Here is a 16,234-nt window from a genome sequence, read left to right on the forward strand (position 1 = left end):
TGATCTGATAAGTATAAACCATTTTTTATATGTGACGAGGATCGGCAAAGTACTTGCAATCAGGAGGTTTGCAAGTATGAATCCAATCGCCGAATTTTCATTGCTCTCGATCCTCGCACTCTGGCTGCTGCTGCCGGTCGGTCTCTTCCTGCTTGCCGGTTTGACTGGCTGGCTGAAGAATCCACTGAAAGTGAACCACTGTTGGCGACTTGCCGGGTGGGCATTGTTGGCTTCCATGGCTGTTTCGGTCGTGATGGGAATCCTCCTCCTGATTCAGCCCTATACAGGAGGCGACAGCAATCGTTTAGCCACCCTGGGTGGGCGCTTCGGCCTGTATCCAGACGGGATAGCGGTCTGGATGGCCACGATGGTGGCGTTTATTGGCTGGGTTATTCTTCGGTTTGCAGACAACTACCTCAGCCAGGACCCTGGCCGTGACCGTTTTCTTCCATGGTTTCTGGTGACGGTTGCCTCTGTTCTGGTATTGGTGTTTACCAACCATCTGCTGATTCTGGCAGGCGCCTGGATTGGTGTCAGTCTGGCCCTGCATCATTTGCTCACCCTCTATCAGGACCGGCCCCAGGCGCGAATGGCGGCGGTTCAGAAGTTCATCGTCAGCCGGGTGGGGGATGCGCTGGTGGTCTTTGGTGTGGTGGCGCTCTACCTGCATTACGGCACCTTTTACCTGCCAGACATCATCCAGAATGAGGGCGCCCGAGCCGGTGGCTCAACAGCGCTGACAGTTGCCTCGGTGGTTCTGGCTCTGGCGGCGGTTCTCAAGTGCGCCCAGATTCCCTTTCATGGCTGGCTCATCCGCGTTATGGAGGCTCCCACGCCCGTGTCTGCGCTGCTCCATGCCGGGGTTATCAATCTTGGCGGTTTCCTCTGGCTCCGTTTATTCCCGGTGTTCGATGGCTTTACGGCCGGCCACATGATTCTGCTCGTGATCGGCGGCATGACGGCGGTCGTTGCGGTTCTCACCATGATGACCCAGTACTCGGTCAAACATGCTCTTGCCTGGTCAACCTGTGCGCAGATGGGCTTTATGCTGTTCGAAATCGGCATGGGGGCCTACACACTGGCACTGCTGCATCTACTGGCCCATTCGCTGTACAAGGCGCATTCGTTCCTGGCTTCTGGTCGCACGGTGGCGGTATCGGCAGCAACGCGTTTTCCCGAATCTCCCTCTGCTAACCGGCTCTCCTGGGCCGGGCTTACCGGCCTGTTGGCGGCGGCGATCCTGGTTCAGTTCCCGTGGATCGTGGAAAACAATCCGGTTTTCGGAGCATTGCTGGTGCTGGCGGTATCGGCGGCCGCCATGGGCATCCCGGCCGGAGCAACCAAAGCGGTGAAGCTGAAGCTTGCGGGACTGGCAGTGCTCCTGGTTCCGCTGTACTCATTGTTGCACTTTCTCATCGGCCCGGCCGTTCCCGAGCAGGAAGGGTTTGCTATCCCCGGCATTGCTCTGGGAACGGGCGCCACTCTGGTAACGCTGCTCGCCGTGTGCTCTTTGATGATTGTATTCGGTGCTCGCTTCCCGGCCACCCGCGCTCTGGGCGTTCATTTTCTTCAGGGGCTTTACCTGGAATTGCCCTTTGATCGGTTGACCCGCTTCCTGGCGGCGGAGGCTTTGAAGGTGCCGGCCATGTTCCGCAGGGTTCCGCATCATCCGTTCAGACTGGAGGAGAGATCATGAGCGATGTAAGCGCCCCGTTACCGGAACTGCAGTGGCTGAGCGATGACTGGCGTAAACCGGTTAAACAGGCCTGCGACCTGATCGCCCCTGTTTGGCCTCTCGATCAGTGGATAGCGGTGAATCCGTTCTGGGGGCTGAGACATTTTCCGGCCCCGCGGGTTGATCAGGTGCTCAACGAGCGCGCGGGTTTCAGTATGCTTATGCCAACCGAGTTTTATCGAGAAGCCTGGGAAGGTGGCCGGATTCGGGAAGACGATCTGAGGGCAAGTATTGCGGAGCGCGGCGATGAGCGGAATACCGCCTGGTACCTTGATTGGCTGGGTCGAAAGGGGGCGATAACTGCGCCAATGCGCGGTTCCATTCTGGATACCGTTGCGGTTGCGAATGCCCACGAGGAGGCCGGTGTTCTGACTGACATCGTTTGCGACCAGGTTTCTCGCGTTTGCGGCGCCTTTTTCGATCAGCGCCAGAGCCGATGGTCCGTTTCGGGCAACCAGGCCAATGGGGGGTTGTTCGGTTTTTGGCTTGAATCAGTCAGGCAGGATCTGGCGCTTGATTTTACGACCGGGTTGAAAGGGGGCCGTGCGTTCTTCAAGACGGTTCCGGACGGCAGGGATCAGGCAGTACAGGAGGCGCTGAATCGGATCGGCGCTCGTGGAGATGAGTTGGAAGCGCTGTGCCATAGCCTGTTGTTGAGAGTGAACGGCTGGGCCTCCTGGTGTCGCGGAGAAGACTGGCGGGCAGGCCTTGAGGGGCGTTCATCCGATCGGTGTGAGGACATTCTGGCGATCATGCTGGTCTGGGAGTCCGCAGGGGTAGCCTTCGCCTCGACGGCACAGAAAGCAGAGTGGCAGAGGCAGAGAGCCCGCGCGAGTCGCAGGGGCGCCTACGATGACCGCAGCAGGCTGTGGGTGTGGCAGCGTGCCTTCGAGATTGGTTACCAGCGCACCTTGTGGCAGGCACTTGAATCTGCGCCGCTCAAGCAGGCGTTGCCAGACTCCGGGCGTGGCATTCCTGCAGTCCAGGCGGTTTTCTGTATCGATGTTCGCTCCGAAGTGATGCGACGCCACCTTGAAGCAGTGTGCCCCGACGTGCAGACGCTCGGATTCGCCGGTTTTTTCGGAATGCCAATCGATCATCAGCAACACGGACCGCTTGCCCCGGCCCGCCGACTGCCGGGCCTGTTGCCCGCGTCTTTCCGGTTGATTGATACCAAGGGCAGCCTGCGAGAGGATCTGGCAGTGAATCGCTCTCTCGATCAGAGAGAGATCGCCCGTGAATCAGTCAGAAAGGCGAAATACACCAGCTTGTCGACGTTCACGCTGGTTGAGACCACCGGTTTGGCCTGGGCCTGGAAACTGGTGAAAGACACTCTGAAAAAGGGCCACAAAACCCGCCCTGACCAAAGTGTAGAGGGGCGTCTGGTCCATAGCCACGGAGGCGACCCGCTCTCTGATGCCGAGAGGGTTGCGCTGGCGGCCAATATGCTCCGCGGGATGTCTCTGACCAGTGGTTTCGCGCCTTTGCTGGTACTTGTTGGCCATGGCTGTCATACCGATAACAACCCGAACCAGGCTGGTCTCGACTGTGGTGCATGTGGCGGCCAGAGCGGCGGCGTGAACGCCCGGCTTGCAGCAAGCCTGGTCAATGATCCACAGGTCAGGGCGGGGCTTGCCGACGAAGGTATCAGAATTCCGGACTTCACCTGGGCGGTCGCTGCCGAGCACTGCACCGCGACGGACAAGGTAACGATTGCTGATCGCCATCTTATCCCGGATTCGCACATGCAGCACCTGGCAGATCTGGAAGCCGGATTCGAAACAGCCGGCATCCGGGCTCGAAAAGAGCGGGCAACGCCGCTGAAATTGAACGGGTTGGACGACGATAACCTCAAGCAGGCCATGGAAACCCGGACCCGGGACTGGTCAGAGGTTCGTCCGGAGTGGGGGCTGGCCAATAACGCGGCAATCATCTTCGCGAAGCGCAGCAGGACCCGGGGCTGCAACCTGTCCGGCCGCGTATTCCTGCACGATTACGATCCGACTCTGGACGAAGATGGCGGTCTTCTGGAGGCTTTGCTGGCGGCACCAATGATCGTCGCCAACTGGATCAACCTTCAGTACTTTGCTTCGGTAACGGTTCCCGAAGTGTATGGCTCGGGTAACAAGCTCCTGCACTCCGTGGTTGGCGGGAATGTCGGCGTTGTCGAAGGTAATAACGCACGGTTGAGAATTGGCCTGCCGCTGCAGTCGGTTCACGATGGTACTCATTGGCGCCATGAACCGGTTCGTCTTACTGTTCTGATTGATGCGCCGGAAGATCGGATCGAATCTGTGTTGCGTCGCCAGCCAGATGTGGCGGCTCTGGTGGAAAACCAGTGGGTCAGTCTGCACCGGATGTCTGGCCGGGGCGTAGCGCGTTACGACAATGGCAACTGGGTAGCCGTGGCATGAGAGAAGGGCGGCGGCGCCGCCCCTGTCCTGCTATTCCTGTTCTGCGTTCAGCAGCTCTGGCTTTTTGAGAGCTTTCTGGAACAGGTCTTTGTCCTCCGCTATGGCCATGGCACAGCGTTCGGCCAGATCGTCGCCCAGGCCTTCAACCTTGCGGCCAAGGAATACCTGAATTTCCTCCGCCAGTTCGAGCACTTTGTCCCGGGCGTCGGCTTCGGCTTTTGAAGTGAACAGCATCGTCTCAGGATTTTTCAGTGCCATATCCAGGCCGTCCCTATCAGAAAAGTAGACTGCTTGTACTGCCATGGTTATTCCTCGCAGTGAGCGTTATTGGTACTGTATAAAAATACAGTCTATCTGACAGGGTGCGGTAAACACAATGAAAAACGGGCTTCAACAAAAGCTGAAGCCCGCCTCTGGTTCAAAACGAGTGGCGATCAGAAAGCTGGCCGATCAGTAACGGAGCAGTGCAGAGCCCCAGGTAAATCCGCCGCCAAAAGCCTCAAGGAGAAGCACCTCGTTGCGCTTAATCCGCCCATCTCGCACAGCCACATCAAGGGCGAGGGGGATAGATGCAGCGGACGTGTTGCCGTGCTCATTCACCGTCACGACAACCTGATCCATGGACATGTTCAGTTTCTTTGCCGTGGCCGAGATGATTCTCAGGTTGGCCTGGTGCGGAACCAGCCAGTCGATCTCGGATTTCTGCATCTGGTTGGCTGCCAGGGTTTCGTCAACGATCTTGCCCAAGGTGTTGACCGCCACCTTGAACACTTCGTTGCCTTTCATTTCCACAAACGCTCGCCCGGCCTTGACCTGGTCGTAGCCATCGGCAATACCGCAGGGAACGTGCAGCAAATCGGCATACTGGCCATCGGCATGGATATGGGTGGAAAGGATGCCGGTTTCTTCGTCGGCCTCCAGGATCACCGCGCCGGCGCCATCGCCGAACAAGACACACGTACCACGGTCTTCCCAGTTAATGATGCGGGAGAACACCTCGGCGCCGATAACCAGGGCCTTCTTGCTGCTTCCGGTTTTGATGAATTTTTCTGCTGTTGCGAGGGCGTATACAAATCCGCTGCATACCGCCTGTATGTCGAACGCGGGGCAGCCATGGATGCCAAGACGCGCCTGCAGGATGCATGCGGAACTCGGAAAAATCTTGTCCGGGGTGGAGGTGGCAAACACGATCAGATCGATGTCCTGTGCATTGATGCCCGCGGCATCAATGGCATTCCTTGCAGCCTGCTCAGCAAGATCCACTGTGGTCTGGCCTTCGACGGCAATGTGACGTCTTTCGATTCCCGTGCGCTCGCGAATCCACTGGTCGGTGGTGTCGACCATTTTCTCGAGGTCTTTGTTGGTAACGATGTTTTCAGGCAGGTAGGAACCGGTGCCGGTAATTCGTGCAAAGGTCATTCGCAAGTGTCCCGAGGCGTAACTGGATAACGTACTACCATGCTATACCCATGCAACGTCGTGCGTAATTAGCGATTTGTCAAAGACGCCCAGAAACTGGCACGCTCGTCTATGCTGAAGGTGATCAGCTTTGATCAACACTCTGCAAAGAAGAGGAGAGGAATACGATGGGCATTTCCAGCCATGAGCTTCACGTAGAATTCCCGCAGTACCGAGAACTGATTCAGGAACTCAAGAACAATGATCTCAAGTTCAACGAAAAGCTTCAGGAGTACACGCATCTCGACCACGAAATTGAAGGGCTGGAAAAGAGGGATTCTCCCATCGGTGATGACAAACTCCACCGCATGAAGCAGAAACGCGCACAGCTGAAAGATGACCTTTACCAAGTGTTACTTTCAAACGCCAAGGCGTCATAAGACTGCCATCAAAAGTACACAATTCTGACACCCAATAATGCTTGGAGCCCCTGTTTATAGGGGTTTCCAAGTATTCAGAAAGCTCCTCGTCAAGCTTAGAATAGGACCCTAATTAAACAAGGTCCCGGTTTTCGGAGACCAATATTCTGGGGTTGACCAAGGAGTAATGAAATGAAAAGAGCTGCTTCGCTTTACAAAGGCTGGCGGATGAAGCGCAACTTTATCCATCTGGTGATGACTATGGATCGTCGGTTGCTGAACGATGTGGGATTTTCCCCTGAACTGGTTGAACAGAAACTGAGCACTCCGTTCTGGAAATTCTGATCCTCGTGACTGATCGACTCTGCTCTCGGTAACCTTCTGAACTGGTTGAAAAATAATCAGTCCAGAAGGTTACAGACTGTCACAATAATGAAATATCCTATTGTTCTTAAAGCCCTTTTATCTCGAAAAAATCTAAGAAAATTGATCTGAATCTGTATTCTCTTCTACCGGATCGTCCTATAGTTACGCTACCTCCAGAACCAGACCGGTTCACCCTGAAAGGAGAGCTCGACGATGATCCAGGAATTCCTTCAAAGCAACTTGCCCCTAGGGGTCTGCGCGGCAGAAGTATTTTGAGCAAGTGACCCCGCCGCGTCGAATCACAGTTCGGCCCGAGAACGTATCCACAATATCCAGCCGAATAGAGTCTCGATTCTCTCTATTCAGTCAGTCAAGACGGTTATCAGCGAATGCGTTATCGTAGTCCGATCACTCAGTACGCCCAAGGATCCCTCGGACCCTCTATTTCAGCCTCATCAGTGAACTCATCCGCCTGAGATTAAGCGACAGACAGACCAGATCCCATTCACCCTGCACGGCGTGAAGGCCCCGCAGACTGAACTGTCGGAAGCCCAGAACATGCTTGATCCAGCCGTTGACCGCCTCAACCAGATGCTTGCGCTGAGCGTAAACCGATCGCCCGGTTGCCGTGGCCAGCTTCCCGGCCATCCGGGCGCTGGCCGGATAACGGCTCGCGTCTATCTCTGAACTCTTCTTGCCCTCCCGGCGCAGCGAGACATAGCCGTCGATGCTTTTGTCTTCCAGGGTCTGTAGATCTTCTTCTTTACGGTAACCCGCGTCAGCCAGACACTGATCCGGATAGGTTTCCAGAGTGTCTTTTGCCTGATCCAGCAGTGGTATCAGACAGCCATTGTCACTGGGATTATTGCCCAGGTGGTTGGCGACAATCAGCTGGAATTCACCATCCACGGCCAACTGGCCGTTGTAGCATTGCTGGAACCCGTCCGCCGTTTTCATAATCCGGCTTTGCGGATCGGTAAAATTGCTCTGATCCTTGTCATCCGGAACCCCATAATCCCGCTTGAAGTTCGGGCCCCCGCGAGGTGAGCGCCGATCATCGTCCGGGGACCGACCCCGGGCCTTGTCCCGCTCTTTCTGGTCTGCTTCCAATTTCTCTTTGGCGGCACGAATCTTGTCCAGCCGCGCCTGCCGGTACTGAAGCTCTTCAGGCAGTTCATCACCCCGGTTATCCGGGCCGAACTGTCGGTCTTCCGACTGGTCTGTCTGACGCGCCTGACGACAAAGTGCATCGATCTCTTTCGATAAACGATCGTCTTCCTCGCCCATGCGGCCATAGCTCATGGCCTTGTGCTTGCTGGCATTAGCCCGAACCTTGGTGCCATCAATCGCCAGTGTTCCCAGCGTGATCAGCTCCGCTTCCCGGGCAATCCGGACCACCTGAATAAACACGGCCTTGAAGGCAACCAAATGGTGTTTGCGGAAATCACAGATCGTGCGATGCCTGGGGAAGTTGCCTGCCGCCAGAACCCGGAAGGCCACGTCTTCTTCCAGCTTCCGGGCGATCTTGCGTGAAGAGAAAACGCCGGTGGCGTAGGCGTAGATCAGAACCTTCAGCATCATTCGTGGATCGAAGGGCGAGTTGCGTCGGCCGTTGCCTTCGTAGCGGGCATAAAACGCGCTTAAATCCAGCTCCTCGACGACATCACTGACAAAATAGGCCAGATGCCCCTCAGGCAGCCACTCGTTCAGGCTCGGGGGAAGAAGCAGTTCCTGGCCAGGCGAATACGGGCGGAAAGTGGTTCCCATCAGTCATCCTGTTGCTGAAGAATTTTGATCTATTGTGCCAGAATGTAGCTTCTGCCGCGCAGACTCCTAGACTCCTCCGTAAGCCTCAAGCGTTCAGATACAGAGCCTGATAAAGACATTGCCAATGCCCGCAGCGAAGCCTTTGAGATCGTCTCAGACTCCGGTGAAACCGTAGGCTTTGTGAAGGCCTGGGAAGATGACCCGAGTTTCCGCGGATACGTCCACTTCGATTCCGACGGCAACGTGATTGACTGGAAAGTCTTTAAAGACCGGTTGCAGAGTTGACGCTCAGACCAGCCAGCCAAAAAAGAAATCGAACAAGACGCTGAAAAACCCGCCGCCGGTGCTCTGAGAATTATCGGCAACCGCGGAATTTTTCGATGCAGTGTTTTCTCCTTCGACTGGCTGGGCTTTCTTCATTTCCGTTGCTTTCGGTTCGGTAGGGCCCGCACTGGTGGGCTCTGAAGGGAGCTGGGCCAGCACCGGGGCTGGTTCTTTGGTGGCTTCTGGTGAAGTTTCCTCGGCGACCGCAGGTTCCGGCACGGGAGCTGGAGCTGAAATGGGAGCAGGGGGCTCTGAAGCTACCGGTTCGGGTGTTGTCGGGGCTGCTTCCGCCACTTTTTCTTGTGCCTTCACTTCAGGTTTTTTCGAAGTTCCCTCAGTATCTATCTGGTTTTCATCAGGTTCGGCATCGAGCGAAGTTGTTGGCTCGCCCTGTTCGGAAGATTTTTGAATGGGGGCCGGGGTAGGTTCTGGCGAAGGCTTTGGTTCAGCCCTGGCAATGGTCGGGGTATTGGGCGCGGGCTCGGGGAGGGACAAACCGAGCTGTGCCAATGACGCCTTTCGACTGCCGACTGAATTTGCAGTGATGGTTGCGCTGGATGTTTTGGTCACGCCGAGCGCTTTCAGTGTTGCCGTATCCAGGTTGCCGTTGGTTTGGAGCCCATTTTGAGCTTGATAGGCGCGTATGGCAGCTCGGAGTTGCTCATCAATCCAGCCATCCGCGCGTCCGATGTCATGACCGGCACCGTAAAGAGCATTTTCGGCGGCGAAAATGACTTTTTCGGGTTCGGCGGCTTGGGCAGTGCCGAGGCAGGCAGCCGCTGTCAGCATGGCAATGACAGGGCCGCGAACGCCTTGCCTCTTGGGTGATTGAGAGCGCGTCATGGCGGGATACCTCCGGGCAGTCCGTTTCCGGTTACATTGTGTAACTTGAAACCCAAAGGTATCAGGTAATCATCTGCGCTCTCGTGAATTGGTTAACATCTGCAACCATTGTCTGTTCAGGATTCACTGGCCCTGAAGCGTCGCACGAGCGTATTCAATTCATCAGCCATGTTCGCCAGAGAGCGGCTTGAGTGATTCACCTGGGAAATGTCTCCGGCCAGTTCCTCAATTGCGCCACTGCTTATTTCCACGTTCTGGGTCATCTCCGCGGCGGTCGCTCTCTGCTGCTCGGTTGCACTCGCAATCTGGGTGGTCATTTCAACGATGCTGTTGACCGCCGCGAGAATATCCGTCAAGGCTTCGCCCGACTTGCTTGCCTCCTCGCTGGCCTCTTCGGCCATCTGCTTGGCCTTGCTCATGTCCACTACTGCGCCGGCCGCGCCACTCTGGAGCTGGGACACAATCCGCTCGATATCGACGGTCGATTCCTGAACGCGCTTGGCCAGTCCTCGAACTTCATCGGCAACCACGGCAAATCCCCGCCCGGCGTCACCGGCTCGAGCCGCCTCAATGGCGGCATTTAGCGCCAGAAGGTTCGTTTGCTCAGCAATGCTCTGGATAACAGCCAGCACATTGCCGATTTCGGCCGATTCGTTCTCCAGTTGTTGGATCCGGGTAGACCCTTTCTCAACCTGATTGGCGAGGTTGGTAACCGCCCGAATGGCTGAGCCAACGGTTTCCTGTCCGGAATCCGCAAGCGATGAGGCCTTACGGGCCGATTCGTCAGTTTCGCTGGTGTTCGAGGCGATCTCTTCGGAGGTGGACACCATTTCCTGCATGGCGGCAGACACCTGCGTGATCTGGTCGCGCTGTTGCTCCGAATTGGCGGTTGTACGCTCTGTGATGCCGGAGAGTGATTCGGACTCGCCTGTCAGTTGGCGAGACGCCGTCACAATTCGGGAAATCGTTTCCTCGAGCGTTTGCAGGAAGGTGTTGACTGCGTCGATGAAGTCACCGATTTCGTCTGGGCGACCCGGGGTCAGCCTGGTGGACAAGTCGCCGTTATTGTTGGCGATGTCGTCGAGGTAGCCCAGAATTTCTGTTTTCGCACGCTTCACGCTTGAGCCCATCAAGCGACTCATCAATACCGCAACGATCAATCCGAGAACCGCAGAAGCCACAAATGCGATGAGCGTGAATTTGAGTGCAAGATCAGTGGCAGCCGTTGCCTCATCCGCTTCCATCTCGAGAGACGCGAAAATACTGGCCTCCAACTCGCGCGCCATGCGGGCGATTTCGGGCCCGAGTACATCGAGTCGGTCTGCCTTGACGCTGACGACGATATTCTGCTGTTCCACCATTCTCTGAACTGCAGCCTGATAGTTTGCCAGCTCTTCGACAACGGTTTGCATGTACACCTGCACAAAGTCCGGGCCATTTTCAGGTTGCAGCAGCTCCAGTGCATCGGTCAGGTCTTCGATGGCCCAACCGAGAGCCTTGCGGGAATCCTCATCGCCGTTGGTCAGGTAGCGTTGGGCGGTCAATTGCATGACCATGGCATCGTTCAGCAGTTGCTCGAGGCCGGCCCTCAAATCGCTTTCGGGTTCCCTGTTGGCAACCCCGTTAAGGGCCATCCGCAATGCCTTGGTGGCATTTGGACCGTATACGTCCAGCTCATCCTTGATAATTTTCAGGACCTGGCGTTTGGCCGGAACCAGCTCGTTCCGGAATGCCTTGATGTATTCATCGGTGGTGGTCTTGATCCGATCCACCAGTTTGGCCGCACCAGGGTCCTGGATGTTCTCCTGCGCTCTCGCCATCACCTCATTGAACTCGGCTTCTAGCTCGCCGAAGTGGGCAAGGGTTTCTTCATCGCCAGTGGTGAAATAGTCGAAAACACGCAGGCGCATCCGATAGACGCTGATGACCGATTCGGTCCCAATAGAGGTGTCCGGTGCCAAGTCCCTGGCGACGGTGTTCATTCGACGGTCTAGTTCCTGGAATTCATAAACACTGAAAAAAGTTACCGAGGCAAAGAGCAAAAGAATGAATACCGGCGCAATCAACAGTTTCCCTGGGACACCCAATTTACGCTCTATAGATGAGAGGACAGAGGAAGCCAAAACGTCATCCTTCAGTAAGTTGTTTTAGTGATTATCGGCAGCGCTACTGAAACCTGAAGCCTTAAGGCCGGTGTTTCATTTGGGCGCAGCCGTCTCTGGTTGAGCGGCGCCCCGGTTACTCGACAAAGTTGGCCTGGCTCGCAATCATGGGGGAGAGATCAAGATTCCAGTGTTCAAGGCCGCTCGCACTGTACACGTAATGCCCACTTAGGGATTTAAGCTGCGGTATCTGATCGGGTCTCATGCCATTGAGGATCAACGAGGCCAGCCTGGCTGCGGTGAGCCCCTCTTGTTTGGCCGAGATAGTGAATCCGCCGATGCTTTGTTCTTCGCCAACAAAGATATCCCAGAATGAAAACAGTGGGAGCTGAGCCCGATAAAATGCTTCCTTCAGCAGATCGTAGGGTATGACGTACTCGCCATCTTTGTCACGGATGGTGTGGTGGGTGCCCAACACAACAGCATCATAACGTTCGTGGGCATTTACGACCGTGTCCAACCAGGTGTCCCTGTCGTTGGTCAGAACGATGTCCAGTTCGGAACCGTAGATCGTGGCCTGGCGCTTGTCACCAAAGTATTCGTTCACCGCATTACGCATGGTAGGTGAGTCATCCATCAGAACCAGGAAACGCTCTTTCTGCCGGAGTATCTTTCTCAGGTGACGGATACTCTCGGAGAAGAACGGGCGTTCGAGGATGCCAGTGACCAGCGGGTGTTCAAGGGTAGGGTGCTGAACGGGGCCACCATTCACACCAAGAAAGACCACGGGAATCTTTTGGGCGACCAGGTGGTCAGCCATCAACGTAAAGGCGTTGTCATCACCCAGAATGGCAACGTCGGGATTAACGTTTGCAATTTTGCTCTGGATTTCAGCCACTTTCTGTGGCCATTCCGGTTTCGACAGGCGCTTGGTGTCGAGTTCGAACACGTGAAGGTCGTGATCCTGCCCGAGCACGGACCGGACCGCGTCGATATAGTCCGCGTCCCATTTGTACTCGAGGTGGTAACTCTGGATGACGACGACGGTTTTGCCAAAACACAGGGGACTGACCAGCAAAAGAGCCAGGAAGAGTAAACGCATAGTTGTTCCTTATTATTGTCCGAGCAAGGTTGAAAAACCGAATACTTAACGATTTGTTCTTCAGGCAGTTTTTATAATTGTGACCGGCTTGAATACAGAAACCGTGCCAGTTAGCCAACTCACTGAAAATAAGAGTTTTTTAATGATATGGAGGGTTTGCTTTCCCGTTTTTAGCGTGAAGTGTCCGGTGTACTGGACAGTTGGCGGCGTGCTGGGCTGAATGTGTTTGATTTGCCGGACAATTGCGTCCGAAAAATCGGACATGGAAAAGCGAGTCTGGGCCGAGGTTTACGCGATCTCGGTCCTTGGATTGCGTGGGTAATACCGCTCAGGGAGGCGTTCGATGTGAGGGAAGAAGCGGGTGTCCTTGTAGGGCATCTTCGTGAACCCGGAAACGCCCAGGCCGGTAATCTGCTCCACCGATGACAGGATTACGTCCAACAATCGGCGGAACTCCTGTTCCCGGTCCGGATCAAGTAGCCGATAGTGGCTGTGGATTTTAAGATGGCGGGGCAGGGCTTCGAAGATGATCATGCCAGTGTGGTGAATAGCGTTGAGTTCTTCGAGGGCGTGAATAATGGTGTCGGGTAACACCAGGAATTCCTCCGGGTCCGGGCCGTCCTCGAAGTAAGAGTGGACCCGGCTTTCGTCTTCAACCTCAGGCGCGGGGCTTACCTCGTAGTGCAATTTCATATCGGGTGATACAACAAAGGGGTGGGTTGGTTCATCGCGATCAACGTGCAAGGTATTGCGGGCGTTGAACAGACAGCTTTTGAAAATCCCCTTGCGGTAAATGGCCTGGGCCAGGAAAACCATATTGTTGACGGCCTGCACAAACGCCGACTTCAAGGCAGGATCGTGCAGATTCAGGGAAGTGTCGATGTAGATGCCATCGGTTTCCCAGCGCACGGCCAGTCCACCTTCCACCGGGTAGCGCCCGAGCCGGCTCACGGCTGCCAGAAACGCCTTTTCGGTTTCGCCCATGCCCTGCATGAAATTCTTGTAGTAGCGGTCCAGCTGTACGTCATTGACGTCGTTGAGGGTTTCCGGTGCGCCTTCCTCCCTGAGAAAGGATTTACGCGAGCTGTAAACCACGGTGTCAATTTCCTGGTCAGAGGCACGCACCCACACGGGTACCTGGGCCGCGACCGGGGTTTCCGGCAGATCGATCATCACCGTGCGGGCCATACGCGGCATCTCTGTCAGATAGTAATCGCCGGCCTTACGGCGAGTTTCCGGATCCGGTGACAGCATGCCATCCAGCATGCGCGCGAATTCCATGGGCAGGCCCAGTGAGGTGGCCGGGATGGCCCGATGGCCAAAGCGGCAGGATTGGGCTGACGCCAGGGCATAGAGCGTGCCGGCTGCTCCCTGTTCATCGAAACGGGGAGACGACAGCCCGCCGTTGAGCTGTTCCTCGCCGATAAAATACACATCCCCGAGCCGTGCGTTTGTTTGCTGGAGGTTGTCGGACATCAGCTCCATCACGTTGGCGGTGATGAATTGCTGGTTGGCGTCCAACTGAGCAAACACGGAAGAGCCCCAGTCAATCAGGGCAATGTTTTCGGTGCTGGCGTCGAAGACCAGATTGGAAGGTTTGATGTCGCCATGAACGATTGGTCTGCCAGCCGGTCCATTTTCACGGCGAAGGTTTCGCAGGGTGTCGGCCAGCTGGTCCGCGATGCGCATGATGAGCCGTGGTTTCAGACGACCATCACGCAGGGAAACCTCTTCCAGATTTAATCCGGCAGCACGCTCCATCACCAGAATCGGCTGGTTATTGGCTCTTTGGTAGGAAATCAGCCGTGGCACCCTGGGATGGCGGACCTGCTCCAGAATGTAGGCTTCATCTTCAAGCCGGTCCTGAAGATGCCGAGGCAGGTTGATGCGGGTGAATTTGAAAACATGTTCCGGGCCCCCGGCTGCGGTGCCGGGCAGACGGCCTGAGAATACAAAGCCGTAAGCACCCTTGCCAATCAGCTCTATGTTCTGGTAGCCGAGTTGGCGGAGCTGGGCGGCGCAGAGCGCCACCCAGTCTTTGAGCTTTTTGGCATCATCATGGCTGAGCAGGTAGATCGACTGCTCTTCGGGTATGTAGAACTGCTGCAGTTGCGTCTTCTGCGCCATGATGAAACGTCAGCCCATATGCAGGAGCATGGTTTGGGGCGATTCGAGGTAGCCCTTCCAGCGGTTGCAGAACCGGGCGATGGTGCCGCCGTCGATAATGCGATGGTCGCCGGCCCAGCTCACGGTCATGATGGCGCGCTCCACCACCTGGCCGTTGGCGTCAAACCGGGGCAGTTTCTGGGTGCGCCCAAGGGCAACGATGGCCACTTCCGGCGCGTTGATAATTGGCGCGGTGTAAGTTCCGCCCAATGCGCCAATGTTGGAGATCGTAATGGTGCCGCCCTTGAGGTCTTCCTGGCTGACGCGGCCAGATCGGGCTGCCTCGGTCAGGCGCGCAACCTCGTCGGCAATGCCCAACAACGAGAGGCTTTCCACGCCTTTGATGTTCGGCACCGTCAGGCCGGCTTTGCCATCCACCGCCATACCGATATTGCACTGGGGCAGGTAGTGAATCTCCGTGACGTCATCGTTGAGCTGGCTGTTGAGAACCGGGAATTCCTGAACCGCCAGGGCCATGGCCTTCATGAAGAAGGGCATGAGCGTCAGCCTTGAGCCCCGCGCTTCTGCCTCCGGTTTCAGTTGTTCCCGCAGCTTGAGCAAATCGGTGACATCAATATCCTCGCTGTAGATAAAGTGAGGAATGGTGGTGGCCGATTTGACCATGCTTTTCGCCATCGCAGCTTTTATTCCGCGGATGGGTTCGACTCGCGCTTCCTGTTCGGCGGCAGGCACCCTGCGGGCACTGCTGGTGGTGGCAGTTTGCGCATCGTCGGCGGGAGCCTGGTTCTGTGCCTGGACGTGGGCCTGTTTCGGGCCTTCCTCGATATGAGCCAGTACATCGGCTTTCAGAACACGGCCATCTTTGCCGGATCCCTGAATATCCGAGAGGTTGAGCTCATGCTCCCGAACCAGACGGCGAACGGCAGGGCTGGCCGGAATACGCTGTCGGCTGGCCGTAGCGACAGGCGAGGCTGTCGCGGTTGAGAGTTGAACCGCGGGCTCCGGTTTGGTTCTAGCTTCCTCCGGCTCTTCACGATCCCGGGGAATGAACGCAAACAGCGGGGCATGAACCTTGGCCATAGCCTGCTGTTGATGGTAAAGCTTGGTCACACGCCCGGCTTTGGGTGCGGTAATCTCGACCATGGCCTTGTCGGTCATAACGTCCACAACAGGCTGGTCTTCCTCGATTTCGTCACCTTCGGCAACGCGCCATTCCACCACCTCGCACTCAACGATGCCTTCGCCGATATCCGGCAGGATAAAGTCTTCGGTGGCGTTATCGTCCGATTCGGCGCCGGAGGCCGGCTGTTTTTCCGCCTCGGGAGCCGGCTTTGCTTCGGCAGGCTCCGGAGAACTGGCCGCCGGCGCCTGGCCATCGCTTTCGCTCTCATCCACCAGCTCAAACAGCGGGGCGTGGACCTTGGCGATATCGCCTTCCTTGTAATAAAGGCGGGTCACACGGCCCTTGTAGGGTGCCGGAATTTCCACCAGGGCCTTGTCGGTCATTACCTCGGCCACTGGCTGATCTTCCTCGATGACATCGCCTTCGCTCACCAGCCATTTGACCAGTTCACATTCCACGATACCTTCGCCGATATCGGGCAGTATAAAATCACTCATAGTCGCTCTCCTGTCCT

The 16,234-nt window shown here is 56.3% G+C and carries 12 protein-coding genes; 4 read left to right on the forward strand and 8 right to left on the reverse strand.

From position 1 onward, the window contains the following. Positions 1-76: 76 nt before the first annotated feature. Entirely contained in the window at positions 77-1,696 is a 1,620-nt protein-coding gene (locus ACGK9W_RS05960; protein ID WP_008171162.1) for an NADH-quinone oxidoreductase subunit L, read from the forward strand. Then, positions 1,693-4,149 carry a YbcC family protein gene (locus tag ACGK9W_RS05965; RefSeq protein ID WP_008171160.1) on the forward strand — a complete coding sequence of 819 codons (2,457 nt, stop codon included), beginning with the start codon at positions 1,693-1,695 and terminating at the stop codon, positions 4,147-4,149. The genes ACGK9W_RS05960 and ACGK9W_RS05965 overlap by 4 nt, the downstream gene beginning before the upstream one ends. A gap of 30 nt (positions 4,150-4,179) precedes the next feature. Here the strand turns inward: ACGK9W_RS05965 and ACGK9W_RS05970 are convergent, their stop codons facing one another. Both ACGK9W_RS05970 and ACGK9W_RS05975 read right to left on the reverse strand, forming a co-directional pair. After that, complete coding sequence (locus ACGK9W_RS05970) at positions 4,180-4,452, reverse strand: YebG family protein (protein WP_008171158.1); 273 nt, start codon at positions 4,450-4,452, stop codon at positions 4,180-4,182. A 147-nt stretch (positions 4,453-4,599) separates the two neighbouring features. Continuing rightward, the gene (locus ACGK9W_RS05975; RefSeq protein WP_092032703.1) at positions 4,600-5,568 is read right to left on the reverse strand and encodes a beta-ketoacyl-ACP synthase III; all 969 of its coding nucleotides are present in this window, start codon (positions 5,566-5,568) and stop codon (positions 4,600-4,602) included. Positions 5,569-5,735: 167 nt separating this feature from the next. Here ACGK9W_RS05975 and ACGK9W_RS05980 point away from each other — a divergent pair, with 167 nt between their 5' ends. Together ACGK9W_RS05980 and ACGK9W_RS05985 are read left to right on the forward strand one after the other, a co-directional pair. Continuing rightward, positions 5,736-5,987: a YdcH family protein gene (locus ACGK9W_RS05980; protein ID WP_008171152.1), complete on the forward strand. Its 252-nt coding sequence runs from the start codon at positions 5,736-5,738 to the stop codon at positions 5,985-5,987. A gap of 171 nt (positions 5,988-6,158) precedes the next feature. After that, the gene (locus ACGK9W_RS05985) at positions 6,159-6,311 is read left to right on the forward strand and encodes a hypothetical protein (RefSeq protein ID WP_008171150.1); all 153 of its coding nucleotides are present in this window, start codon (positions 6,159-6,161) and stop codon (positions 6,309-6,311) included. Between the two features lie 462 nt (positions 6,312-6,773). Here the strand turns inward: ACGK9W_RS05985 and ACGK9W_RS05990 are convergent, their stop codons facing one another. The 6 genes from ACGK9W_RS05990 to ACGK9W_RS06015 all read right to left on the reverse strand — a co-directional run bounded on the left by ACGK9W_RS05990 (position 6,774) and on the right by ACGK9W_RS06015 (position 16,217). Further along, positions 6,774-8,099, reverse strand: coding sequence for an IS1182 family transposase (locus ACGK9W_RS05990; protein WP_053112091.1), 1,326 nt, complete (start codon positions 8,097-8,099; stop codon positions 6,774-6,776). Between the two features lie 288 nt (positions 8,100-8,387). Then, positions 8,388-9,266 (reverse strand): peptidoglycan-binding protein, encoded by an 879-nt coding sequence (locus ACGK9W_RS05995; RefSeq protein WP_227507772.1) that lies wholly within the window; start codon positions 9,264-9,266, stop codon positions 8,388-8,390. A gap of 116 nt (positions 9,267-9,382) precedes the next feature. Beyond that, the gene (locus ACGK9W_RS06000; RefSeq protein ID WP_405419684.1) at positions 9,383-11,248 is read right to left on the reverse strand and encodes a methyl-accepting chemotaxis protein; all 1,866 of its coding nucleotides are present in this window, start codon (positions 11,246-11,248) and stop codon (positions 9,383-9,385) included. A 256-nt stretch (positions 11,249-11,504) separates the two neighbouring features. Further along, positions 11,505-12,470 carry an ABC transporter substrate-binding protein gene (locus tag ACGK9W_RS06005; RefSeq protein ID WP_008171143.1) on the reverse strand — a complete coding sequence of 322 codons (966 nt, stop codon included), beginning with the start codon at positions 12,468-12,470 and terminating at the stop codon, positions 11,505-11,507. A 288-nt stretch (positions 12,471-12,758) separates the two neighbouring features. Further along, positions 12,759-14,597, reverse strand: coding sequence for a protein kinase domain-containing protein (locus ACGK9W_RS06010; protein WP_405419689.1), 1,839 nt, complete (start codon positions 14,595-14,597; stop codon positions 12,759-12,761). A 9-nt stretch (positions 14,598-14,606) separates the two neighbouring features. Next, on the reverse strand, positions 14,607-16,217 hold the full coding sequence (locus ACGK9W_RS06015) for a dihydrolipoyllysine-residue acetyltransferase (RefSeq protein WP_405419692.1): 1,611 nt from the start codon (positions 16,215-16,217) through the stop codon (positions 14,607-14,609). Positions 16,218-16,234: the final 17 nt, after the last annotated feature.

The sequence above is a fragment of the Marinobacter flavimaris genome (assembly GCF_045057155.1).
GTDB classification, from domain to species: Bacteria; Pseudomonadota; Gammaproteobacteria; order Pseudomonadales; family Oleiphilaceae; genus Marinobacter; species Marinobacter manganoxydans.